Below are 21694 nucleotides of genomic sequence, written 5' to 3' on the forward strand. Positions count from 1 at the left end.
GATGCATAAACACGCTTTGATTGCAGCGGCGGTCGCATTTCTTGCCGCCGGCTGCACGATGGCGCCGAGGTACGAGCGGCCGGCGGCGCCCGTAGCGCCGTCGTTCCCGACGGGCGGCGTCTACGAGACCCAGCCCGGCATGGGCGGCACGTCGACGAACGGGCGCAGCGCAAGCGGCGCGACGGCCACGGACATCGGCTGGCGCGACTTCTTCGTCGACCCGCGTCTGCAGCGGCTCGTCGAGATCGCGCTGAAGAACAACCGGGACCTGCGGGTCTCGGTGCTCAATGTCGACGCCGCGCGCGCCCAGTATCAGATCACGCGGGCCGAGCTGTTCCCGGCGATCAACGGCGTGGGCACGGAATCGCGCACGCGCGTGCCGGAGGCGTTGCACACCGGCCCGTCGAATCCCTACAGCGTCTATAACGTCGGCTTGTCGGCGTCGTGGGAAATCGACTTCTGGGGCCGTATTCGCAGTCTGAAGGACCAGGCGCTGGCGCAGTACCTCTCCACGGCGCAGGCTCGCAAGGCAGCGGAAATTTCGCTCGTGTCGCAGGTGGCGGACCAGTACCTCACCATGCTCGCCGACGACGATCTGCTCCAGGTCACACAAGCCACGCTGAAGACGGCGCAGGACTCGTACAACCTGACGAAGGTGCAGTTCGAGAACGGCACGGGCACGGAACTCGATCTGCGTCAGGCCGAGACGGTGCTGGAGACGGCGAAGGCCAATTTGCAGGCGCAGGAACGTGCTCGTGCGCAGGCGGAAAACGCGCTCGTGCTGTTGATCGGCGAGCCGATGCCCGCCGACCTGCCGCAAGGCTTGCCGCTCGGCGCCCAGAACCTGCTGACCGACATTCCGGCCGGTTTGCCGTCGGACCTGCTCACGCGGCGTCCTGACATCATGGAAGCCGAGGAGACGCTGCTCGCGGCGAACGCGAACATCGGCGCTGCGCGGGCCGCGTTCTTTCCGAAGATCTCGCTGACGGGCTCGTTCGGCACAGAAAGCCTGACGCTGGGCGGCCTCTTCAAGGCCGGCACGGCGGCCTGGACCTTCGCGCCGCAGATCACGCTGCCGATCTTCCAGGGCGGCGCGAACGTGGCCAACCTGAACCTGGCGAACGTGCAGAAGCGCATCGAGATCGCGAACTACGAGAAGGCGATTCAGTCGGCATTCCGTGAAGTGGCCGACGGACTGGCTGCGCGCGGTACCTACGACCAGCAGATTGCGGCACTCGAGCGCAATACGTTTGCCAACCAGCGCCGGCTCGATCTGTCGGATCTGCGTTATCGCAACGGCGTGGACAGCTACCTGACCGTGCTGACGGCGCAAACGGACCTGTACTCGTCGCAGCAATCGCTGATCTCGGCGCGGCTCGCCCGGTGGACCAACCTCGTGGATCTGTATCGCGCGCTTGGCGGCGGCTGGATCGAGCGGGCAGGGGAAGCGCCACGTCCTGCGGATGCGCCCGTCGACTACGGGGCGGCCAGCGCGCCCGCGGCGGCATCGTCGGCGTCGGCGGGGTGAGTGCCGGCAGATGCGAGATGAGGTGCTCGGCAGGCCTCATCTCGTAGGTCATGCGAGAGCGGAGAACCCGCGGTCGCGAATGACTAGGTGAACCGCCTCGCAACTTGAGGTGAAGCAACAGAAGCCCTCGTTGGTCAATAGACCGACGGGGGCTTTTTCATTTGGATCGATGTGACCGCTGACTATCGGGCTTCGCATCGGACCCTCGGCCGGATGGCCAAACTTGATTGGCAGTTCATCATTTTGGTGTCGGCTGCGGCCAGGATCTCCTTTAGTCGGATCGATTTGCTGCGCTTGTCGTGAGTGGCGAGCCGTCGACGAAAAGTCCGATTTCATAGAAGTTGTCAGTTGACAACGGTTAATAACCACTGGAGAATTGAGGCCGTTGATGGTTCGCGGAACACACTCGAAAAAGGACGTAGAAGAGGCGTTGGCCTATGCGGAAGAGCAGGGCTGGCGCGTGCAAAGTGGCGGCAAGGGGCATGCGTGGGGCAGGTTGTACTGTCCATACAACGATGCGGAATGCCGCTGCGGCGAATTTTGCATCACGAGTATCTGGAGCACGCCGAAGAATCCGGGCAATCACGCGAAGCACTTGCGGCGGGTCGTCGACAATTGCACGACGCACCGTCAAAAGCGTGAGGCGAAGGAAACGGACACGTGTGGCACAAAGCAGGAGTAAAGATGGAATACGTTTTCACGCTGAAGTATCGGCTTGCCGCGCAAGACTTCGACTTCGACGAGATCGTGGAGCAGCTTGGCGAAGCAGGCTGCGACGACGCAACGGTCGGCATCGGCCAACCGGGGCGCATCGCGTTGCTGTTCACGCGCGAAGCGAAGAGCGCGCGTGAGGCATTGGTGAGCGCGCTGGAAGACGTGAAGCGCGCCATGCCCACGGCGCGTCTCATCGAGGCGGCACCTGACTTCGTCGGGCTCACCGACGTTGCGGAGGTGGCGGGTGTGTCGCGTCAGAACATGCGCAAGCTCATGCTCGGTCACGCTCACAATTTTCCGATGCCGGTGCACGAAGGCAGCGCTTCGGTGTGGCATCTCGCAGACGTGTTGGGCTGGCTGTACAACCGCGGCGGCTACGACATCAAGCCCGAGGTGCTGGAAGTGGCAGAGTTGGCCAAGCAGATCAATCTGGCGAGAGACGCACGAGACCTCAAGCCGCAAATGAACCGGGCGTTGGCGCAACTCGTGGGATGACCCATTGCCCCGGGCAATGTGGGCAATGGGCCAACGCGCCCGTTCGTGCAGGCGTTAGTGCAGGTCGGCGGCACGTCCGTCGAAGTCGTGTCCCGCGCGGCGAATTTCGCACTGGGCGGCCTTTTCAGTCTTCACGCCGTTGAACACCAGGTTCAGCAACACCGCGGAAAGCGACGCGAGCAGAATGCCGCTGTGCAAGATGGGCGACAGCGCAGGCGGCAGTTTCGAGAAGAAATGCGGCGATACGACAGGCACGAGACCGAGGCCCACGCTCACGGCCACGATAAACAGATTGTGCTGGTTCTTCACGAAGTCGACTTTCGCGAGCACCTTGATGCCGTTGGCCGCCACCATGCCGAACATCACGATGCCCGCGCCGCCCAGCACGAACGCCGGCACGGAAGCCACCACCTGCGCCATCTTCGGGAACAGCCCGAGCAGTACGAGAATCACGCCGCCGGTCGCACAAACGAAGCGGCTTTTCACGCCGGTCACACCGATCAACCCCACGTTCTGCGAGAACGACGTGTGCGGAAACGAGTTGAAGATGCCGCCTATCAGCGTGCCGAGTCCGTCCACGCGCAGGCCGCGCACCAGCGTTGCCTGATCGACAGGGCGGTCCACCATGTCGCCGACGGCGAGGAACATGCCGGTCGACTCGATGAACGTGACGAACATCACCGTCACCATCGTCGCGATAGAGAGCGGATCGAAGTGCGGCAGGCCGAAGTGGAACGGCATCACGAAGCCGACCCATGGTGCGCTCGTCACTCCGTCCATGTTCACGCGCCCGAGTAGCGCAGCGATTACGAAGCCGGCCACGATGCCAAGCAGCACCGAGATATTGGCCACGAAACCTTTGCCGAACCGGTTGATCAGCAGAATCAGCATCAACACGACAAGCGACAGACCGAGATAGACCGGATTGCCGTAGTCGGGATTGCCGACGCCACCCGCGGCCCAGTTGATGCCCACTTCCATGAGCGAAAGACCGATCACGGCAATCACGGTGCCCACCACCACCGGCGGAAAGAACCGCAGCAGCTTGCCGATCATGGGCGCAAGCAAGATGCCGATCACGCCGGCCGCAATGGTCGAGCCGAAGATATCGAGAATGCCCAGCGATGGGTTCGTGCCGATCGCGATCATGGGGCCCACGGCGGCGAACGTGCAGCCCATGATGACGGGCAACCGAATGCCGAAGATCCACACGCCGAGCGTCTGGATCAAGGTGGCGATGCCGCACGAGAACAGGTCGGCGCTGATGAGAAACGCGACCTGGTCTTTCGGCAACTTGAGCGCGCTGCCAACGATGAGCGGCACGGCAACGGCGCCCGCGTACATGACGAGTACATGCTGAATGCCGAGCGTGAGCAACTGGCCGGCCGGCAGTCGCTCGTCGCAGGGATGGACGGTGTTCGGGCGCATCGCGTCTGTCTCCACATCTCGTTGGGAATGACCTCCACGGTATGCCGGACGAAAAGGTGCAACAAGACCACCCGTTTCTATTCCCCGCCTCCGGGCGACGATATGGCACCGCGCGGCAGACGGGCACCTGGGACCGGCGCGGGCCAGGTGGGTGCCCCGACCGTGCTGCCACAAACTCGCGGCAACGTGCAAACCGCGGCCGTGCCGTACGATCTGCGCCCGCACGCGTGCGGTGACCGTTATGATCTCTATTCCGCGCGCCGTATGGATCGTCCCGCACGGTCGTCCGCCTGCTTCGCCGATCTTCTGCAGGCGAGGCGTCGCAGCGCCGCGCGCCCCGGCTTGTGACTCTCGCCACGCGGCCTCTGCCGCATGGTTATCATCATCGTCATTTTTCTTCACGGAGCGTTCATGAGCCTGCCCGCTGCGCGCTTTCTCGGCATCGATCTGGGCACCGGTTCGTTGAAGCTCGCGATCGTGGATGGCGAGGGTCGCGAGCGTGCGGCGTCCAGCGTTGCGTATGGCATCGAGACGCCGCATCCGGGCTGGGCCGAAATCTCCGTGGACACATGGTGGCGCGCGTTGTGCGAAGCCGCCGGCAAGCTGCCTGTGGACGAGCGCACTGCCGTGCGGGCCATCGGCTTCTCGGGGCAGATGCATGGCGTCGTGCTGACCGACGAGCATGGTCGCGCGTTGCGTCCCGCCATGTTGTGGCCTGACACGCGCGCGCTCGCCCTGCTGGATGCGTGGCCCGCTCCGCAGCCCAACCCTGTCGCCCCTGGCATGGCGGGGCCGCTGCTGCGCTGGATCGCGCTCAACGAGCCGCAGGCGTTGCACGCCGCGCGCTGGGCGCTGCAACCGAAGGACTGGCTGCGCGTCGCGCTGGGCGGGGCGATGGCAGCCGACCCCTCCGACGCCTGCGCCACCGCCCTGGCCCACCCGGACGGCACATGGAATCTGGGTCTGCTCGACAGGCTCGGCTTGCCGCATCGATGGTTCGCGGCGTTGTCGCCGTCGTATGCCGCGGGCGGCACGCTTTCTCACGAAGCCGCACGCCAGCTGGGGCTTACGCCCGGCATCGCGCTCGCCATCGGCGCCGCCGACACGCCGTGCGCCGCGCTCGGCAGCGGACTCGCGCAGGACGGCGACGCTCTGCTCACCACAGGCACCGGCGGCCAGATCGTGGTGCTTTCGGCAGGCGAGCCCGCGAAGGTGCGCGGCCTGCACGCCTACCGCGCGGCCACGGACCACTGGTACCGCATGGCCGCGATGCAAAACGTAGGTGTTGCACTGGAAGCCGCGCGCGGCTGGCTCCAATACGACTGGCAGGACGCCTATCGCGATGCCTTCGCGACAGAGGCCGCGCGCGGCCTCACTTTCTTGCCCTACCTGACCGGCGAGCGTTCGCCGTGGCTCGATCCCGCCGCGCGCGGCGGCTGGCTGGGCCTCGCGCTCGGACACACGCGCGGCGCCATGATGCGTGCCGCCTTCGAGGGCGTCGCGTTCGCGTTGCGCGCCGGTCTCGATGCGATTCGCGCAAGCGGTGTCGATGTGCCGTCGCTCAAGCTCGCAGGCGGCGGCTCCGTGGACGCGCGCTGGCGTCAGTTGCTCGCCGATGCATTGCAGGCCGAACTTCATGCCGTCGACTGTCCGAACGCGGCGGCGCGCGGTGCGGCGATGCTGGGCGGCATCGCATGCGGCCATTGGTCCGCAGCCGATCTGCCCGCGCTCGCGCCCGCGTCGGCACGCGTGGCCGCACCGAGCGGCGACGTCGAACTGGAGGAGCGCTATGTCCGCTTCGTCGATCTGTACGGACGGCTGAAAGGCTGGTTCGGCGGTGCAGCGCCGTCGTCATGAACCGGTAGAAACCCACGTAGCCTGATGCGTAAGGCCACACACGCGCGGCAGGCACTCACGAACTCAACGATTCAAAGGAGCGAAACACAATGAAGACGAAAGCAGCCGTTGCATGGAAGGCGGGCGCCCCGCTGACGATCGAAGAAGTCGATCTCGAAGGCCCGCGCGCGGGCGAGGTGCTGATCGAGGTGAAGGCCACCGGCATCTGCCACACCGACTACTACACACTCTCGGGCGCCGACCCCGAGGGGCTCTTCCCCGCGATTCTCGGCCACGAAGGCGCGGGCATCGTCGTGGACGTGGGGCCGGGCGTCGGCACGCTGAAGAAGGGCGATCACGTGATCCCGCTCTACACGCCCGAATGCCGTCAGTGCAAGTTCTGCCTCTCGCGCAAGACGAACCTCTGCCAGGCCATTCGCGCCACGCAGGGCAAGGGCCTGATGCCGGACGCGACCTCACGCTTCTCGCTCGACGGCAAGCCGCTCTTTCACTACATGGGCACGTCCACGTTCTCGAACTACATCGTCGTGCCCGAGATCGCGGTGGCGAAGATTCGCGAAGACGCACCGTTCGACAAGGTCTGCTACATCGGCTGCGGCGTGACCACGGGCGTGGGCGCGGTGGTGTATTCGGCGAAGGTGGAGGCGGGCGCGAACGTGGTCGTGTTCGGGCTGGGCGGCATCGGGCTCAACGTGATCCAGGGCGCGAAGATGGTCGGCGCGGACAAGATCATCGGCATCGACATCAACCCGAAGCGTGTGGAGCTGGCGAAGAAGTTCGGCATGACGCACTTCGTGAATCCGAACGAAGTGGAGAACGTGGTCGACCACATCGTCCAGCTCACCGACGGCGGCGCCGATTACTCGTTCGAGTGCGTGGGCAACGTGAAGCTGATGCGCCAGGCGCTGGAGTGCACGCACAAGGGCTGGGGACAGTCGTTCATCATCGGCGTGGCCGCGGCGGGCGAAGAGATCAGCACGCGTCCGTTCCAGCTCGTGACCGGCCGGCAATGGAAGGGCTCGGCATTCGGCGGCGCGCGCGGCCGCACGGACGTGCCGAAGATCGTCGACTGGTACATGGAAGGCAAGATCAACATCGACGACCTCATCACGCACACGCTGCCGCTCGAGAAGATCAATGAGGGCTTCGACCTCATGAAGCAGGGCGAGTCGATCCGTTCGGTGGTGCTGTACTGACAGGAGCACGCGATGCTGGAACTCGTTGAAACGCACGGCTGCCACGGCGGCGTGCAGCGCATCTACCGCCACGCGTCCGCGACCATCGGGCTGCCGATGCGCTTCTCGGTCTACCTGCCGCCGCAGGCATTGCAGGCGGGCGCGCCGCGCGTGCCGGCGCTGTTCTATCTGGCCGGGCTCACCTGCACGGAAGAGACGTTTCCCATCAAGGCCGGCGCGCAGCGCTTCGCGGCGCAGCACGGCATCGCACTGATCGCGCCGGACACGAGTCCGCGCGGCGCCGGTGTGCCTGGCGAGACCGATTCGTGGGACTTCGGCGTGGGCGCGGGCTTCTACGTGGATGCCACGCGCGAGCCGTGGGCGAAGCACTATCGCATGTACTCGTACGTGCGCGACGAGTTGCGGCAGACCGTGCTAGCCGAACTGCCCGTGGACGGCGAGCGGCTCGGTATCTTCGGTCATTCGATGGGCGGGCACGGCGCGTTGATGCTTGCGCTGCGCAATCCGGAGATCTATCGGTCGGTCTCGGCGTTCGCGCCCATTGCCGCGCCCATGCGCTGCCCGTGGGGCGAGAAGGCGTTCGGCGGCTACCTGGGCGACGACCGCGAGGCGTGGCGCGACTACGATGCAAGCGAACTGGTGACGAAGCTGGGTGCGCGGTTTAGCGAAGGCATTTTGATCGATCAGGGGCTCGACGATCAGTTCCTCGCGAACCAGCTCAATCCCGATGTATTCGAGACCGCGTGCAGGCAGGTGGGACAGCCGCTCACGTTGCGCCGTCACGCGGGCTACGACCACGGGTACTTCTTCATCTCCACGTTCGTCGAAGACCATCTGGCGCATCACGCCAGGGTGCTCTGTCGTTGAAGGCTGCCGAAGGTTGCTGAGAGCCGAAGGCGCGCGCGGCTCTCACGCCGCGCGCGGCTGCATATGACGGCGTCTGACTTCTAGCGCCTGCGCAACAGGCTCGCACCGTAGACCGCCGCCGCAAGCGCGGTGATCCAGAAGCTCGTGGGCCAGTCGGTATAGAAGGCGAGCGTCACGCCCAGCCACGCCTGGGCGAGCGCGAACAGCGCCGCGAGCGCGAGCCCGGTGGAAAGCCGTGTCGTGAGGTTTTGCGCCGCGGCTGCCGGGCCCACCATCAGCGTGAACACGAGCAGCACGCCCACGATCTGCGTGCACGCGGCCACGGCCAGCGCCGTCACGGCGAGGAACAGCGTGGAGACGAGCCGCAGCGATACGCCCTTCGCCTCCGCCAGCTCCGGCTGAAGCGAGGCGAACAGCAAAGGACGCGCGATGGCCGCGAGCGCGGCAAGGCTCACCACGGCGAGGGTTGCGAGCACGACGAGCGTGGGTCCGCTCACGCCCAGCACGTTACCGAACAGCAGCGCGGTCACCTGCGTTGCGTACTGCGTGAAGAAATGCAGGAACAGCAGCCCGAAGCCGAGCGCAAGCGAGAGCGTGACACCGATTGCGACGTCGCGCCCGGCCAGCCGTTCGCCCAGTGCGCCCATGCACATGCCCGCGGCGAACGTGAAGCCCACCATGCCCCAGAGCGGCGATATGCCGAGCAGCACGGCGCCCGTCGCGCCTGTGAAGCCGACGTGCGAGAGCGCGTGGCCCGCGAAGGTCTGCCCGCGCAGCACGAGGAAGTAGCCCACCACGCCCGCCAGCACCGCGACAATTCCCGACGCCGCGAAGGCGTTCACCATGAAGTCGTATTCAAACATCGTGCGTGTGATCGTGTGGATGAGCACCGTGACCGCGATCGTGGCCATGATCGTGGCCGTGCGCTTCGCGGCCCGGCACATGTTCGTGCTCGTCTTCGTGTTCGTGGTCGTGCTTTTCGATTTCGACGTCGCCGGACATCACGAAGATGCGGCCCTTCACGCGCATCACGTCGATGGGCGAACCGTAGAGGCGCGTGAGCACCGGCGCGGTGATGACTTCGTCGACGGTGCCGAGCGCCGCCACGCTGTTGCCGAGATAAAGCACGCGGTCGAGCGCATTCAATAGCGGGTTGAGTTCGTGCGCCGAAAACAGCACCGCGATGCCGAGTTCGCGCTGCACCTCGCGCACGAGTTCGACGACGCTGCGTTGATGGTGCGGATCGAGGCTGATGAGCGGTTCGTCGAGCAGCAGCAGTTGCGGCCGGCCGAGCAGGCATTGAGCGAGCAGCAGGCGCTGCCGCTCGCCGCCCGAGAGTTCGAAGAGCGGCCGCTTCGCGAGCGAGCGGGCGCCCACGAGTTCGAGCACGCGATCGACGTCGGCGCGCGTGGCGGCATCGGTATGAGGCAGTCCCCAGCGGTGACCGTCCGCGGCCATGGCGACGAACTCGCGGCCGCGAATGCGTCGGCCCGCAAGCGCGCTGCGCGTTTGCGGCATGTAGCCGATCGACGCGTTGCCGCGCATCACCGGCTCGCCCAGCACGCGAATCGTGCCTTGCGCCGCGGGCACGAGGCCGAGCACCGCGCGCATCAGCGTAGTCTTGCCGGCACCGTTCGGCCCCAGCACGCCGATGAATTCGCCCTGGTTCACGCTGAAGCTCGTGTCGCGCAGAATGACGCGCCCGGCAAGCTCGATCGTGACGCGGTCGAGTTCGAGCACGGGCGCAATGGCCGGATCGCGAGCGCTTTCGGATGGCGCGCGGCCAGTCACGTTCATGTATGGGTTCCTTTTGCTACTGCCTGGTGCTGCTTTGCTGCATTGGCTGCTGGCTGGCGCGGGCTACTTTGCCGCGCCGCTCGCGGCCAGCGCCTTGTCGAGCGCGTCCAGCTGCGCGAGCATCCACTGCTGGAACGTCGTGCCGGCCGGTTCCGTTTCGGTCACGCTCACGCTCGGCACGCGTGAATCCTGCGCGAGCTTCAGCATGCGTTTCGTGAGCGCCTCGGTGGCCTGGCTGTTATAGATCAGCACCCGAACCCGCCGCTCGCGCAGGTCGCGTTCGAAGGCGGCAATGTCCGAGGGGCTCGCTTCCGTATCGTTCATCGTGGCGAGCTGGAAGCGCTGGTTGCGCATCGCGAGCCCGATCGCGTCGGACATATAGCCGAATACCGGCTCCGTGGCCGTTACCGGCTGGCCCGCATAGCGCGCGTGCATGGCCGCGACCTTGTCGTCGATGCCCTTCAGCGAACCGAGAAACGTCGCAAGGTTGGCATCGTACACGTTCTTGTGCGAGGGGTCTGCGGCCGAGAGCGCCGAGCCGATGGCGCGCGCCACGGCGGGCATCGTCGGCGGGTCGTACCAGAGGTGAGGATTGTCGCCGGCCTTCTTGCCGACGAGGTCGGCGGCCACGATGGTCGTGCGCTTGCTGTTCTTCGACACGGCAAGCAGCTTCGTCATCCACGGGTCGTAGTCGGCGCCGTTGTAGACCACGATGCTGGCCTGTTGCAGCGCGCGCGCCGTCTTCGGGCTGGCTTCGAAGAGGTGCGGGTCCTGGTCCGGATTCGAGAGGATGCTGGTCACGTCCACGTAACGGCCGCCGATCTGGCGCACCACGTCGCCGTAGAAGTTTTCCGCTGCCACGACGGGCACCTTGCTTTCCTCTGCGAGCGCCGCGTGACTCACGGCGAGGGCTGCGGCGCCGGCCGCGAGCAAGGCGGGCAGGCGCATGCTGTCGCGCAGCAGGTGCCACAACGAGTGGGCTGTCTTCATGGTTGTTCCCGGGCTTCGATGTTGAGAAGAATGGTGTTTGTTGCGGCGTTCCGGCCGCTTCGTGGCGCCGTATTCGCCGCTTTCCGGCATGGGCCGCCAGCGGCGCGCGACACGAAAGCGGGATGATATAACGTATCACTGTTTTTCGGCACCTGGCCCGTGCAGGCGTGTTCGCAGCCTTGCGCGCTGCACCATCGAAATGTCACGCCGCGCCTTGACATGATCCGACTCGTATCCGATCATTCGATCACAAACAGAGCAATTGTTCGCGCAGTGGGCGTTCGTTCGCAGCGCAGACGGCAGAACGATCAGGAGACAGCGAGTGGCAGCGCGATTGCAGGACAAGGTTGCGATTCTGACCGGCGCGGCAAGCGGCATTGGCGAAGCGGTGGCCCGGCGCTATCTGGAAGAAGGAGCGCGTTGCGCGCTCGTGGACCTGAAGCCGGCCGAAGGCATCGCGCCCCAGCTTGCCCGCGAGTACGGCGAGCGCGTGCTCGCCCTTCATGCAGACGTCACGCGGCGCGAAGATATTGAACGCATCGTTGCCGCCTCGGTGGAGCGGTTCGGCCGCATCGACGTGCTCTTCAACAACGCGGCGCTCTTCGACATGCGCCCGCTGCTCGACGAATCCTGGGACATTTTCGACAAGCTCTTCGCCGTCAACGTGAAGGGCCTGTTCTTCCTCATGCAGGCCGTGGCGCGCCAGATGGTGAGCCAGGGCGACGGCGGCAAGATCATCAACATGTCGTCGCAGGCCGGCCGCCGCGGCGAGGCGCTCGTGTCGCACTACTGCGCGACCAAGGCCGCCGTCATCAGCTACACGCAGTCCGCGGCGCTCGCACTCGCGCCGCACAGAATCAACGTGAACGGCATCGCGCCGGGCGTCGTGGATACGCCGATGTGGGACCAGGTGGATGCGCTCTTCGCCCGCTACGAGAACCGGCCCGTGGGCGAGAAGAAGCGGCTCGTGGGCGAAGCCGTGCCGCTCGGCCGCATGGGTCTGCCCGGCGACCTCACCGGCGCTGCGCTGTTTCTGGCTTCCGCCGACGCCGACTACATCACCGCCCAGACGCTGAACGTCGACGGCGGCAACTGGATGAGTTGAGCGCGAATCGAACCGCGCGCTGTATCCGCCGTATTCGCCGTGTCTGTTGTTCCGTCCATCAAGAAGGGCCTCTGCGACGGCCCGCCATAACGCAGTCCATTCAGGAGACAAGTCATGAAACGAGCCTTGAGAACCGCGCTTCGGGCGCTTGCCGTCGGCGCCGTGGGATGCGCCGCGGCCGCGAGTGCCTCTGCCGCGACCGTGACGATCGCCATGTTGAACAACCCCGACATGATCGAGCTGAAGAAGCTCTCGCCCGCGTTCGAAAAGGCGAATCCGGACATCAAGCTCAACTGGGTGATTCTCGAAGAGAACGTGCTGCGCCAGCGCGCCACCACGGACATCACGACCAACAGCGGCCAGTTCGACGTGATGATGATCGGCACCTACGAAACGCCGCAGTGGGGCAAGCGCGGCTGGCTTTCGCCGATGGCGAACCTGCCGGCCGACTACGATCTCAACGACGTCGTGAAGACCGCGCGCGACGGTCTCTCGTACAACGGCACGCTCTACGCGCTGCCGTTCTACGTCGAAAGCTCCATGACGTTCTATCGCAAGGACCTGTTCGCGGCCAAGGGCCTCAAGATGCCCGACCAGCCCACCTACGACCAGATCGCCCAGTTCGCCGACAAGCTCACGGACAAGGCCAACGGCGTCTACGGCATCTGCCTGCGCGGCAAGGCCGGCTGGGGCGAGAACATGGCCTACGTCACGACGCTCGTGAACACCTTCGGCGGCCGCTGGTTCGACGAGAAGTGGAACGCGCAGCTCACCTCGCCCGAATGGAAGAAGGCGGTGAACTTCTATGTCGACCTGCTGAAGAAGGACGGGCCGCCGGGAGCCAGCTCGAACGGCTTCAACGAAAACCTCACGCTGATGTCGTCGGGCAAGTGTGCGATGTGGATCGACGCCACCGTGGCCGCCGGCATGCTCTACAACAAGCAGCAGTCGCAGGTGGCCGACAAGATCGGCTTTGCCGCGGCGCCGGTCGAAGTCACGCCGAAGGGCTCGCACTGGCTGTGGTCGTGGGCGCTCGCCATTCCGAAGTCGTCGAAGCAGCAGGACGCGGCGAAGAAGTTCATCACGTGGGCGACGTCGAAGGGCTATATCGAGATGGTGGCCAAGGACGAAGGCTGGGCGTCGGTGCCGCCGGGCACGCGTGAATCCACGTATCAGCGCCCCGAATACAAGCAGGCCGCGCCGTTCTCCGAGTTCGTGCTGAAGGCGATCCAAAGCGCGGACCCGAATTCGCCGACCGCACAAAAGGTGCCGTACACGGGCGTGCAATTCGTTGGTATCCCTGAGTTCCAGTCGTTCGGCACGGTCGTGGGTCAAAGCATTGCCGGTGCGCTGGCGGGCCAGATGTCGGTCGACCAGGCACTGCAGGCAGGCAACGCCACGGCAGACCGCGCCGTGCGCCAGGCCGGCTATCTGAAGTGATTCGAAGCGACATGAAGTAAGTTGAAGTCACGCGAAGCAAGCGTTCCGGCAGCGGTGCCATCGTCATGTGCAGGGCGCGCCGCAGCCGGAACCCGTAGCACCCGAGCGAGCCGCCCGCTATACCGCCTGGCCCGCTCCAACCGAAGGGTGGTCACGATCATGCGTCATCTCCATCTCCCCCTCATGCACTTCCACCGCGAAACCACTGAAGAGGCGAGCGATGTCGGCAAACGTCGGCCGTCGCGCTGGCTGATGACGCCGTCCGTGGCAGTCCTGCTGCTCTGGATGGCCATTCCGCTCGCGATGACCATCTGGTATTCGTTCTCGCGCTACAACCTGCTGAACCCGGATGTGAAGGGCTTCGCGGGCATCGACAACTACCGCTTTCTCGCCACCGATCCGTCGTTCCTACCCTCCATCGCGCACACGCTCGAACTGATCGGTGCGGTGCTTGTCATTACCGTGGTGGGCGGCATACTCATGGCGGTGCTGTTCGACCGCAAGTTCTATGGCCAGGGCGTGGCGCGGCTGCTCGCCATTGCGCCGTTCTTCGTGATGCCCACGGTGAGCGCGCTGATCTGGAAGAACATGATCCTGCACCCGGTCTATGGACTCGTGGCAGCAGGCATGCGCGCGCTGGGCCTCACGCCGATCGACTGGTTCGCCCAGTATCCGCTTACGGCCGTCATCATGATCGTGGCCTGGCAGTGGCTGCCATTCGCATTCCTGATCCTGTTCACGGCCATCCAGTCGCTCGACCAGGAGCAGAAGGAAGCGGCGCGCATCGACGGCGCCGGGGCTTTCTCGATGTTCTTCTACATCACGCTGCCGCATCTGAAACGCGCCATCGCCGTGGTGGTGATGATGGAGACTATCTTCCTGCTTTCCATCTTCGCCGAGATCTACACGACCACAGGCGGCGGTCCCGGCAACGCGACGACCAACCTCTCGTATCTCATCTATTCGATGGGCCTGCAGCAGTTCGACGTCGGCATTGCGTCGGCGGGCGGCATTCTCGCCGTGGTGCTCGCGAACATCGTGTCGTTCTTCCTCGTGCGCATGCTCGCGAGGAACCTGAAAGGGGAGTACGAAAAATGAGCCAGCTTGCCGCTTCTTCCGCTGCGTCGCCTTCGACGGCGCGCGCGCCGGGCGCTTCGCCGCTCGCCATGATTCGCCGCAGCATTCCGGGCATTCTCGCGTGGGCCATCGCGCTGCTGCTGTTCTTCCCGATCTTCTGGATGGCCATTACGGCGTTCAAGACCGAACAGCAGGCGTATGCGTCGACGCTCTTCTTCATGCCGACGCTGGAGAGTTTCCGCGAGGTCTTCGCACGCAGCGACTACTTCGCGTTCGCCTGGAATTCGGTGCTGATCTCGGCAGGCGTCACGGTGATCTGCCTGCTGCTCGCCGTGCCCGCGGCTTACGCGATGGCGTTCTTCCCCGACCACCGCACGCAGAAGATCCTGCTGTGGATGCTCTCGACGAAGATGATGCCGTCCGTCGGAGTGCTCGTGCCCATCTACGTGCTCTGGAAAAACAGCGGGCTGCTCGACACCGTGTGGGGCCTCGTGATCGTCTACTCGCTCATCAACCTGCCCATTGCGGTGTGGATGGCGTTCACGTACTTCAACGAGATACCGCGCGACATCCTGGAAGCGGGCCGCATCGACGGCGCCGCGACCTGGCAGGAAATCCTCTATCTGCTGATGCCGATGGCGTTGCCCGGTCTCGCCTCCACGGCGCTCTTGCTTGTGATCCTCTCGTGGAACGAGGCGTTCTGGAGCATCAACCTGTCGAGTTCGCATGCGGCGCCGTTGACCGTGTTCATCGCGTCGTATTCGAGCCCCGAAGGGTTGTTCTGGGCGAAGCTTTCGGCCGCTTCGCTGCTCGCGGTGGCGCCCATCCTGATTGTCGGCTGGCTCTCGCAGAAGCAGCTGGTGCGCGGCCTCACGTTCGGGGCGGTCAAATGACGGCAGCGGCAGGAACGGCAACAGCACGCGAGGCGACTGCGCTGGCGTTGATCTGCGACTGCGACGGCGTCTTGATCGACAGCGAAGCCGTGGCCGCGCGCGTGCTGGTGCGCGAACTCGAAGCGCGCTGGCCCGACGCCGCGGTGGAGCCGGTCGTCATGCCGCTGCTCGGCCTGCGCATCGAGCGTGTGCTGCAAGGCGCGGCGACGGAGCTTGGCAGGACGCTTCGCGACGACGAAGTGGCGGCGATTCGCAGCACGGTAGAGGCCGCTGCCGTGGATGCGCCCACGGTGCAAGGTGTCGCCGCCGCGCTCGCACAGATTCCGTTCACCAAGGCCTGCGCGAGCAACAGCTACCGCGCTTACGTGCGCACGGTGCTCGCGCGTACTGGGCTCGCCACGTTTTTCGGCGAGCGCCTTTTCTGCGCCGATGCGGTCGCGCAACCGAAGCCCGCGCCCGACGTCTATCTCGCCGCCGCACAAGGGCTGGGCCTCGCGCCGCAGGCGTGCCTCGTGGTGGAAGACAGCGTGACGGGCGTGACGGCCGCGAGCGCGGCCGGCATGACGGTACTCGGTTTCATCGGCGGCACGCACGTGGGCGGCCATCAGGCGAGCGCGTTGCAGTCGGCCGGTGCGCATCACGTATTCGACGACATGCGCGAGCTGCCCGCGCTTGCCGCGCAGTGGCAGCAACGTGCGGCAGTGGGCTCGTACTGAGTCTCGTGAGCAAGCGAAGCAGCGCGAGACGCGTGAGACGACAGACGATGCAACAGGCAATACCCGCAACACCCGCAAAATTCGGAGACACATCATGGCAAGCGTGACCTTGCGTAACGTGAACAAGCGCTACGACGACAACGAAGTGCTGCGCAACGTGAACCTCGACATCGCCGACGGCGAGTTCGTCGTGTTCGTCGGCCCAAGCGGATGCGGCAAGTCCACGCTGATGCGCATGATCGCGGGGCTCGAAGAGATCAGCGCGGGCGACCTCATGATCGACGGCGCGCGCATGAACGAAGTGCCGCCCGCCAAGCGCGGCATCGCGATGGTGTTCCAGTCGTACGCGCTCTATCCGCACATGACGCTCTACGACAACATGGCGTTCGGCCTCAAGCTCGCGGGCGCGAAGAAGCCCGAGATCGACGCCGCCGTGAAGAACGCCGCGAAGATCCTGCACATCGACCATCTGCTCGACCGCAAGCCCAAGCAACTGTCGGGCGGCCAGCGTCAGCGCGTCGCCATTGGCCGCGCCATCACGCGCAAGCCGAAGGTGTTCCTGTTCGACGAGCCGCTCTCGAACCTCGATGCCGCGCTGCGCGTGAAAATGCGCCTCGAGTTCGCGCGTCTGCACGACGAGCTGAAGACCACGATGATCTACGTGACGCACGATCAGGTGGAAGCCATGACGCTCGCCGACAAGATCGTCGTGCTCTCCGCGGGCAACGTCGAACAGGTGGGCTCGCCGAACCTGCTCTATCACGCGCCGGCCAACCGCTTCGTGGCCGGTTTCATCGGCTCGCCGAAGATGAATTTCCTCGAAGGCGTGGTGCGTTCGGTGGCGCGCGACGGCGTGCTCGTGGCCTTTGCGACGGGCGAGACGCAAAAGGTGGCCGTGGAGCCGGGTACGGCGCGCGAGGGCGACAAGGTGTCCGTGGGCATTCGCCCCGAGCATCTGCACGTGGGCGCGGGCGAGTACGGCGTGGGCGCGCGCACGATGACGGTGGAGTCGCTCGGCGACGCGGCTTATCTGTATGCGGAGTCGTCGGTGGCGCCGGACGGGCTGATCGCGCGCATTCCGCCGCTCGAAAAGCACGAGCACGGCGAGACGCTGATGCTGGGCGCCGCGCCCGAGCATTGCCATCTGTTCGATGCCAACGGCCAGGCGTTCGCGCGCAAGATCGTCGAGGTGCTGGCCGCTTGATGCTGATATGCCTGACGCTTGAGGCCCGAGGGCGCGGTGCGGCGTTAAAGGCTCTCTTCCAGCGCCGCCTGCGCCGAAAGCTCGTCGGTGACGAGCCCTGACAGCCAGCCGCCCTTGAGCGCCGCGAGCACCGCTTCGCGCTTGCGCTCGCCGCCTGCAAAGCCGATGGTGGGGCGGCGAGGCGGCGAATCCAGGCGGATGCTCGTCACGCGCCGCCCCGTGGGCGATTCGACGCGCCGGCCCGAAGCGTCGATGGGCAAGCCCAGCATTTCCGCCACCGCGCCCAGTTGCGTCAACTCGCGCACTTCGGCCGAGGTAATGAAGCCGTCCTCGTGCAGCGGGCAGTTCGGCCCGATGTTGCCGATGCCGACGAACGCCACGTCCGCTTCACCTGAAAGCCCTTCCACGATGCGATAGAGCCGGTGATTGCACCACTGCGCGCGTTCGGCCTCGTTGTCGGCGATGAGCGGCGCGGGCAGCAGAAAATGCTTGCCGCCGGTTTTTTCCGAGATATGCAGCGCCACGTCGTAGCGGTTCGACGAGCCGTCTTGCGCAATCGCGCCCACCATCGAAACGAGCCGGTGCTGCGGACGGTCGAGCTGCGCGATCTGATCGACCGCCGCCTTCAGCGTGCGTCCGCTGCTCACGGCAATCACCATGGGCTTTTCTTCGGTGAGGTAGCGCTCCATGACCTGGGCGCCGGCCACGGCGAGCTTCCGGTCGATTTCCTCGGGGCTGTCGTCGTCCACGGGCACCACCTCGCACACCGCGAGACCGTAGCGCTTCGAGAGACGGTCGGCGAGCGCGAGGCAATCGGCGAGCCGATGATCCACGCGTACCCGGATCAGGTTCTTTTCGACCGCGAACGCCACGAGCCGCTGCGCGACCGGGCGCGAGACCTGCAGCTTCTCGGCGATTTCGTTCTGCGTGTTGCCCGCCACGTAGTAGAGCCACGCGGCGCGGGTGGCGAGGTCGAGTTTTTCGGATGACTTGGGCACGATGATTCGTCTCGAAAGACCTGGGCGGCGCCTGCTGGCGTCGCCGGATGCGCGACTATACCAGCGGCGGGAAGGGCATCTTGGCGCGCCTTACGGGCGAGGGCGGCACGTCGCGGCTCGCATGACGCGGCGTTATGCGAGCCGCTCGCGCGACGCATCGAAGAGCGGGCGCACATGCCGGTACAGCGCGCGGAAACTATCCAGCCGCGCACGCAACGCCGCATGACGCTCGCGATTTGGCGTGAATTCCGCGACCACGGGCGGCTTCGTCAGCACCGCGTGCGGGTCGCCGCCCGCGGCGAGCCAGCCGAGGCGTGCAGCACCCAGTGCCGCGCCCGTTTCGCCGCCGCCGTGCTGGCGCGTGGGCGTATCGAACGCATCGGCGAGCAGTTGCGCCCAGTAGCGGCTGCGCGCGCCGCCGCCCAGCATCGAGAGCGGTCCCGTTTCGGTGCCCGCGGCACGCAGCGCGTCGAGGCCATCGGTGAGCGCGAGCGTCACGCCTTCGAGCACGGCGTAGCCGAGCAGCGCGCGGTCCGTTGCGTGCGTCATGCCGAAGAACACGCCCTGCGCGTAGGGGTCGTTGTGCGGCGTGCGTTCGCCCGAGAGATAGGGCAAAAAGAGCGGTGCGGTGGCGAGCGCGTCGGGCGAAAGTTGCTCGACTTCGGCGAGCAGCGTGGGTTCGTCGGTGGAGGTGAGCTTGCAGACCCAACGCAGGCAGCTCGCGGCGGAAAGCACCACGCTCATCTGATGCCAGCGGTCGGGAATCGCGTGACAGAACGCATGTACGGCCGACGCGGGGTTAGGCCGGAAGCGGTCGCCCACCACACAGAGCACGCCCGAGGTGCCGAGCGAGACGAAGCCGTCGCCCGGTTGCGTGGCGCCGATGCCGATGGCGCTCGTCGCGTTGTCGCCGCCGCCTGCCGCGACGATCACGTCGGGCGAGAGGCCGAGTTCACGCGCGACGTTGGGCAGCAACGTGCCCGAAGGCGCGCTGCCCTCGGCAAGGCGCGGCATCTGCGAGCGGCGCATGTCGCAGGCGGCGAGCAGTGCGTCGGACCAGTCGCGCTTCGCGACGTCGAGCCAGAGCGTGCCGGCGGCATCGGACGGATCGGACACCTTGCCGCCCGTCAGCTTCAAACGCAGATAGTCTTTCGGCAGCAGCACGCAGGCCGTTTCGCGAAAGACGTGCGGTTCGTGACGCGCCACCCACAGCAGCTTCGGCGCGGTGAAACCGGGCATGGCGAGATTGCCCGCGATGTCGTGCAGCTTCGGCGTGCGCGCGGTGAGCTCCGCGCATTCGTCCACGCTGCGCATGTCGTTCCAGAGAATGGCGGGACGCAGCACGCGGTCGTGCGCATCGAGCAGCACGGCGCCGTGCATCTGTCCCGACAGCCCGATGCCGCGCACTTCCGCGTATGCCTGCGGGTGCCGTTCGCGCAGTGTGCGCAGCGCGCTGAGCGTGCCGGCCCACCAGTCTGCGGGATTCTGTTCGGACCAGCGCGGACGCGGACGCGAGACCGAAAACGGTGTGCCCGCCGTACCGACCACGCGGCCGTCGGCGGCGAGCAGCAGGACTTTCACTTCGGACGTGCCGAGGTCGATGCCGAGGTACATGAGCGCTCAAACTTCGTCGTTGAGAGATGCGCTACTTTAGCCGCATGCCGCGCGTGTCGCCATGCGCATTCACCCCATTCAGCCCTGCGTGCGGCCGCCAGCGTTTCGTTTGGCGAGCCACGCGTCCACGCGTGCAAGCGCCACACGCAGCGCGTCGACCAGCGCTGCCGTGCCCGCCATGCGACCCCATAGCAGACGATCCGCGGCAAAGGCGACGAGCGGATCCGTAGCGGCGAACATGGCGCGCACCGCGCGTTCGTCCATCACGCCGTCCTGGTAGGTGTACGGCAACTCGCCGCGCTGCCAGCGCTCGAGGAAGCGGAAGAACAGCGCGGGCAACACGGCGGTGGCGGCGGGCTGCTTGCCCGCGTCGATACGTTGCGCGAGCGTGGGCGCGATGAAGCCGGGAATCTTCGAGAAGCCGTCGGCGGCCACGCGCTGGTTCGTGTCCTGAATGAACGGATTGCCGAAGCGTTCGAGCACCACGTCGCGATAGCGCGCGAGGTTGATGGGGCTGGGCGTGAGGCAGGGGATCACGTCTTCGGTCACGTAGTCGTGCGCGAACTGGCGGATCTCGGCATCGGCGGTGCCTTCGTGGATGTAGGCTAAGCCCACGAGCGTGCCCGCCCACGCAATGCAGCTATGGCTCGCGTTGAGGATGCGGATCTTCGCTTCCTCGTACGGCATGACCGACTCGACCAGCTCCGCACCCGCGCGCTCCCACGCGGGTCGTCCCGCGATGAAGCGATCTTCGATCACCCACTGGATGAAGGCCTCGCCCATCACGGGGCACGCGTCGTCCACGCCGGTTGCCGCGAGCACACGCTCGCGCACGTCGGGCGTGGGGCGTGGCGTGATGCGATCCACCATCGATTCGGGGCACGCGGTGTTGTTGTCGAACCATTCACGCAACGCGGTCGCGCCGCGGCGGTCGAGAAACTCGGTCATGCCCGCGCGAAAGCGCTTGCCGTTGCTGCGCAGGTTGTCGCAGCTTTGCAGCGTGACGGGGCCCGCGTTGCAGCGCATGCGTGCTTCGAGGATCGCGGCGAGCGCGCCGTAGATCGTGGTGCGTCCACCGGCGAGGTCCGCCGCGAGATCGGGGTTCGCCGTGTCGAGCCGGTCGTGTTCGTCGAGGTAATAGCCGCCTTCCGTCACCGTGAACGAGATGATCTTGCAGGCGGGGTCCGCGCCCGCCTCGACGAGCGGCGCGAGGTCGGCGGCCCAGGGCAGTACGCGGCGAATCGAACGGATCGTCTCGTAAGCGCGCTCGCCCTGCGGCGTCACGGTTTCCAGCGTGTAGACGCCGGACTGCGCAGCGAGCGCGTCGAGCACGGCGTTCATGTCGCCGCGAATGTTGCCGACCGTGAGCGACCAGTCGGCCTCGTCGGCCTCTTTCGCCGCACGAAGCTCGTTCACGCGATGCAGATACCAGGCCTGATGCGCGCGATGAAACGACCCTGCACCGATGTGCAGAATCACGTTCGCATCGCTGCGTTCGGTGTTCATGAGCGTCTCCTGAAGGGCATGCGCACGTGATGACGCACGCCCGGCGCGCGTCTGTGCGTTCTGTGGCTAATTTGAGCTTGCGGCCCGCGAACCGACGATTCGCGTGCATAGAGAACATTTGCTCTGCGTTTGAACGAATGATCGTATTCGCCGATACGAAAGTCAAGGCGCGGGCGGCCAGTTTCGGTGGCGCAGCGCGGCGCAGAAGCCTTGGTGAGGCTTGTCTGGAGCGGAAGGAAAGCGAGGGCCGGCAAGAGGCGCAGCAGCAA

The 21694-nt window shown here is 65.9% G+C and carries 19 protein-coding genes; 12 read left to right on the forward strand and 7 right to left on the reverse strand.

What is annotated here, in order from left to right; genetic code table 11:
- The first annotated feature begins 1 nt into the window (after position 1).
- From U0042_RS21805 to U0042_RS21815, 3 genes are all read left to right on the forward strand, one after another.
- Entirely contained in the window at positions 2-1528 is a 1527-nt protein-coding gene (locus tag U0042_RS21805) for an efflux transporter outer membrane subunit (protein ID WP_114809177.1), read from the forward strand.
- 388 nt (positions 1529-1916) lie between these two features.
- Positions 1917-2210: a hypothetical protein gene (locus U0042_RS21810; RefSeq protein WP_114809176.1), complete on the forward strand. Its 294-nt coding sequence runs from the start codon at positions 1917-1919 to the stop codon at positions 2208-2210.
- 2 nt (positions 2211-2212) lie between these two features.
- Positions 2213-2737 carry a helix-turn-helix transcriptional regulator gene (locus U0042_RS21815; protein ID WP_114809175.1) on the forward strand — a complete coding sequence of 175 codons (525 nt, stop codon included), beginning with the start codon at positions 2213-2215 and terminating at the stop codon, positions 2735-2737.
- Between the two features lie 54 nt (positions 2738-2791).
- Here the strand turns inward: U0042_RS21815 and U0042_RS21820 are convergent, their stop codons facing one another.
- Positions 2792-4165 (reverse strand): nucleobase:cation symporter-2 family protein, encoded by a 1374-nt coding sequence (locus U0042_RS21820; RefSeq protein ID WP_114809174.1) that lies wholly within the window; start codon positions 4163-4165, stop codon positions 2792-2794.
- A 411-nt stretch (positions 4166-4576) separates the two neighbouring features.
- On the opposite strand from U0042_RS21820, the gene U0042_RS21825 reads away from it, so the two are divergent.
- From U0042_RS21825 to fghA, 3 genes are all read left to right on the forward strand, one after another.
- Positions 4577-6022, forward strand: a complete 1446-nt coding sequence (locus U0042_RS21825) for a xylulokinase (RefSeq protein WP_114809503.1) — start codon at positions 4577-4579, stop codon at positions 6020-6022.
- 89 nt (positions 6023-6111) lie between these two features.
- Positions 6112-7218 (forward strand): S-(hydroxymethyl)glutathione dehydrogenase/class III alcohol dehydrogenase, encoded by a 1107-nt coding sequence (locus U0042_RS21830; protein WP_114809173.1) that lies wholly within the window; start codon positions 6112-6114, stop codon positions 7216-7218.
- Positions 7219-7230: 12 nt separating this feature from the next.
- A complete protein-coding gene (gene fghA / locus U0042_RS21835) occupies positions 7231-8085 on the forward strand; it encodes an S-formylglutathione hydrolase (protein ID WP_114809172.1) in 855 nt (284 codons plus the stop codon).
- An 80-nt stretch (positions 8086-8165) separates the two neighbouring features.
- On the opposite strand, the gene U0042_RS21840 is transcribed toward fghA, so the two are convergent.
- The 3 genes from U0042_RS21840 to U0042_RS21850 all read right to left on the reverse strand — a co-directional run bounded on the left by U0042_RS21840 (position 8166) and on the right by U0042_RS21850 (position 10872).
- The gene (locus U0042_RS21840) at positions 8166-8948 is read right to left on the reverse strand and encodes a metal ABC transporter permease (protein WP_114809502.1); all 783 of its coding nucleotides are present in this window, start codon (positions 8946-8948) and stop codon (positions 8166-8168) included.
- Positions 8941-9882, reverse strand: a complete 942-nt coding sequence (locus tag U0042_RS21845) for an ABC transporter ATP-binding protein (protein WP_114809171.1) — start codon at positions 9880-9882, stop codon at positions 8941-8943. Before U0042_RS21845 ends, U0042_RS21840 begins: the two co-directional genes overlap by 8 nt.
- A 63-nt stretch (positions 9883-9945) precedes the next feature.
- Positions 9946-10872: a metal ABC transporter solute-binding protein gene (locus tag U0042_RS21850; protein ID WP_114809170.1), complete on the reverse strand. Its 927-nt coding sequence runs from the start codon at positions 10870-10872 to the stop codon at positions 9946-9948.
- Positions 10873-11194: 322 nt separating this feature from the next.
- Between U0042_RS21850 and U0042_RS21855 the strand changes: the two genes are divergently transcribed.
- The 6 genes from U0042_RS21855 to U0042_RS21880 all read left to right on the forward strand — a co-directional run bounded on the left by U0042_RS21855 (position 11195) and on the right by U0042_RS21880 (position 17307).
- Positions 11195-11977: an L-iditol 2-dehydrogenase gene (locus tag U0042_RS21855; protein ID WP_114809169.1), complete on the forward strand. Its 783-nt coding sequence runs from the start codon at positions 11195-11197 to the stop codon at positions 11975-11977.
- 114 nt (positions 11978-12091) lie between these two features.
- Positions 12092-13417: an ABC transporter substrate-binding protein gene (locus tag U0042_RS21860; protein ID WP_114809168.1), complete on the forward strand. Its 1326-nt coding sequence runs from the start codon at positions 12092-12094 to the stop codon at positions 13415-13417.
- A gap of 159 nt (positions 13418-13576) precedes the next feature.
- Entirely contained in the window at positions 13577-14515 is a 939-nt protein-coding gene (locus tag U0042_RS21865; RefSeq protein WP_114809501.1) for a carbohydrate ABC transporter permease, read from the forward strand.
- Positions 14512-15387, forward strand: coding sequence for a carbohydrate ABC transporter permease (locus U0042_RS21870; RefSeq protein WP_114809167.1), 876 nt, complete (start codon positions 14512-14514; stop codon positions 15385-15387). The genes U0042_RS21865 and U0042_RS21870 overlap by 4 nt, the downstream gene beginning before the upstream one ends.
- Positions 15384-16103, forward strand: a complete 720-nt coding sequence (locus tag U0042_RS21875) for an HAD family hydrolase (RefSeq protein ID WP_114809166.1) — start codon at positions 15384-15386, stop codon at positions 16101-16103. The genes U0042_RS21870 and U0042_RS21875 overlap by 4 nt, the downstream gene beginning before the upstream one ends.
- Positions 16104-16197: 94 nt before the next feature.
- Positions 16198-17307 carry an ABC transporter ATP-binding protein gene (locus U0042_RS21880; protein WP_114809165.1) on the forward strand — a complete coding sequence of 370 codons (1110 nt, stop codon included), beginning with the start codon at positions 16198-16200 and terminating at the stop codon, positions 17305-17307.
- A gap of 44 nt (positions 17308-17351) precedes the next feature.
- Here U0042_RS21880 and U0042_RS21885 read toward each other — a convergent pair whose 3' ends face one another.
- From U0042_RS21885 to dalD, 3 genes are all read right to left on the reverse strand, one after another.
- The gene (locus U0042_RS21885; RefSeq protein WP_042299567.1) at positions 17352-18305 is read right to left on the reverse strand and encodes a sugar-binding transcriptional regulator; all 954 of its coding nucleotides are present in this window, start codon (positions 18303-18305) and stop codon (positions 17352-17354) included.
- Positions 18306-18437: 132 nt separating this feature from the next.
- The gene (gene xylB / locus U0042_RS21890; RefSeq protein WP_114809164.1) at positions 18438-19919 is read right to left on the reverse strand and encodes a xylulokinase; all 1482 of its coding nucleotides are present in this window, start codon (positions 19917-19919) and stop codon (positions 18438-18440) included.
- 78 nt (positions 19920-19997) lie between these two features.
- Positions 19998-21425 carry a D-arabinitol 4-dehydrogenase gene (gene dalD, locus U0042_RS21895; RefSeq protein ID WP_114809163.1) on the reverse strand — a complete coding sequence of 476 codons (1428 nt, stop codon included), beginning with the start codon at positions 21423-21425 and terminating at the stop codon, positions 19998-20000.
- Between the last annotated feature and the right edge of the window lie 269 nt (positions 21426-21694).

Origin of the sequence: Paraburkholderia kururiensis (assembly GCF_034424375.1) — a bacterium.
Taxonomy (GTDB): domain Bacteria; phylum Pseudomonadota; class Gammaproteobacteria; order Burkholderiales; family Burkholderiaceae; genus Paraburkholderia; species Paraburkholderia kururiensis_A.

Coding starts and splice junctions, on each gene's coding strand:
- U0042_RS21840 (WP_114809502.1), bottom strand. CDS start 8,948: ATGTTTGAATACGACTTCATGGTGAACGCCTTCGCGGCGTCGGGAATT.
- U0042_RS21830 (WP_114809173.1), top strand. CDS start 6,112: ATGAAGACGAAAGCAGCCGTTGCATGGAAGGCGGGCGCCCCGCTGACG.
- U0042_RS21810 (WP_114809176.1), top strand. CDS start 1,917: ATGGTTCGCGGAACACACTCGAAAAAGGACGTAGAAGAGGCGTTGGCC.
- U0042_RS21880 (WP_114809165.1), top strand. CDS start 16,198: ATGGCAAGCGTGACCTTGCGTAACGTGAACAAGCGCTACGACGACAAC.
- U0042_RS21865 (WP_114809501.1), top strand. CDS start 13,577: ATGCGTCATCTCCATCTCCCCCTCATGCACTTCCACCGCGAAACCACT.
- dalD (WP_114809163.1), bottom strand. CDS start 21,425: ATGAACACCGAACGCAGCGATGCGAACGTGATTCTGCACATCGGTGCA.
- U0042_RS21825 (WP_114809503.1), top strand. CDS start 4,577: ATGAGCCTGCCCGCTGCGCGCTTTCTCGGCATCGATCTGGGCACCGGT.
- U0042_RS21820 (WP_114809174.1), bottom strand. CDS start 4,165: ATGCGCCCGAACACCGTCCATCCCTGCGACGAGCGACTGCCGGCCGGC.
- U0042_RS21875 (WP_114809166.1), top strand. CDS start 15,384: ATGACGGCAGCGGCAGGAACGGCAACAGCACGCGAGGCGACTGCGCTG.
- U0042_RS21850 (WP_114809170.1), bottom strand. CDS start 10,872: ATGAAGACAGCCCACTCGTTGTGGCACCTGCTGCGCGACAGCATGCGC.
- U0042_RS21870 (WP_114809167.1), top strand. CDS start 14,512: ATGAGCCAGCTTGCCGCTTCTTCCGCTGCGTCGCCTTCGACGGCGCGC.
- U0042_RS21805 (WP_114809177.1), top strand. CDS start 2: ATGCATAAACACGCTTTGATTGCAGCGGCGGTCGCATTTCTTGCCGCC.
- U0042_RS21815 (WP_114809175.1), top strand. CDS start 2,213: ATGGAATACGTTTTCACGCTGAAGTATCGGCTTGCCGCGCAAGACTTC.
- xylB (WP_114809164.1), bottom strand. CDS start 19,919: ATGTACCTCGGCATCGACCTCGGCACGTCCGAAGTGAAAGTCCTGCTG.
- U0042_RS21860 (WP_114809168.1), top strand. CDS start 12,092: ATGAAACGAGCCTTGAGAACCGCGCTTCGGGCGCTTGCCGTCGGCGCC.
- fghA (WP_114809172.1), top strand. CDS start 7,231: ATGCTGGAACTCGTTGAAACGCACGGCTGCCACGGCGGCGTGCAGCGC.
- U0042_RS21845 (WP_114809171.1), bottom strand. CDS start 9,882: ATGAACGTGACTGGCCGCGCGCCATCCGAAAGCGCTCGCGATCCGGCC.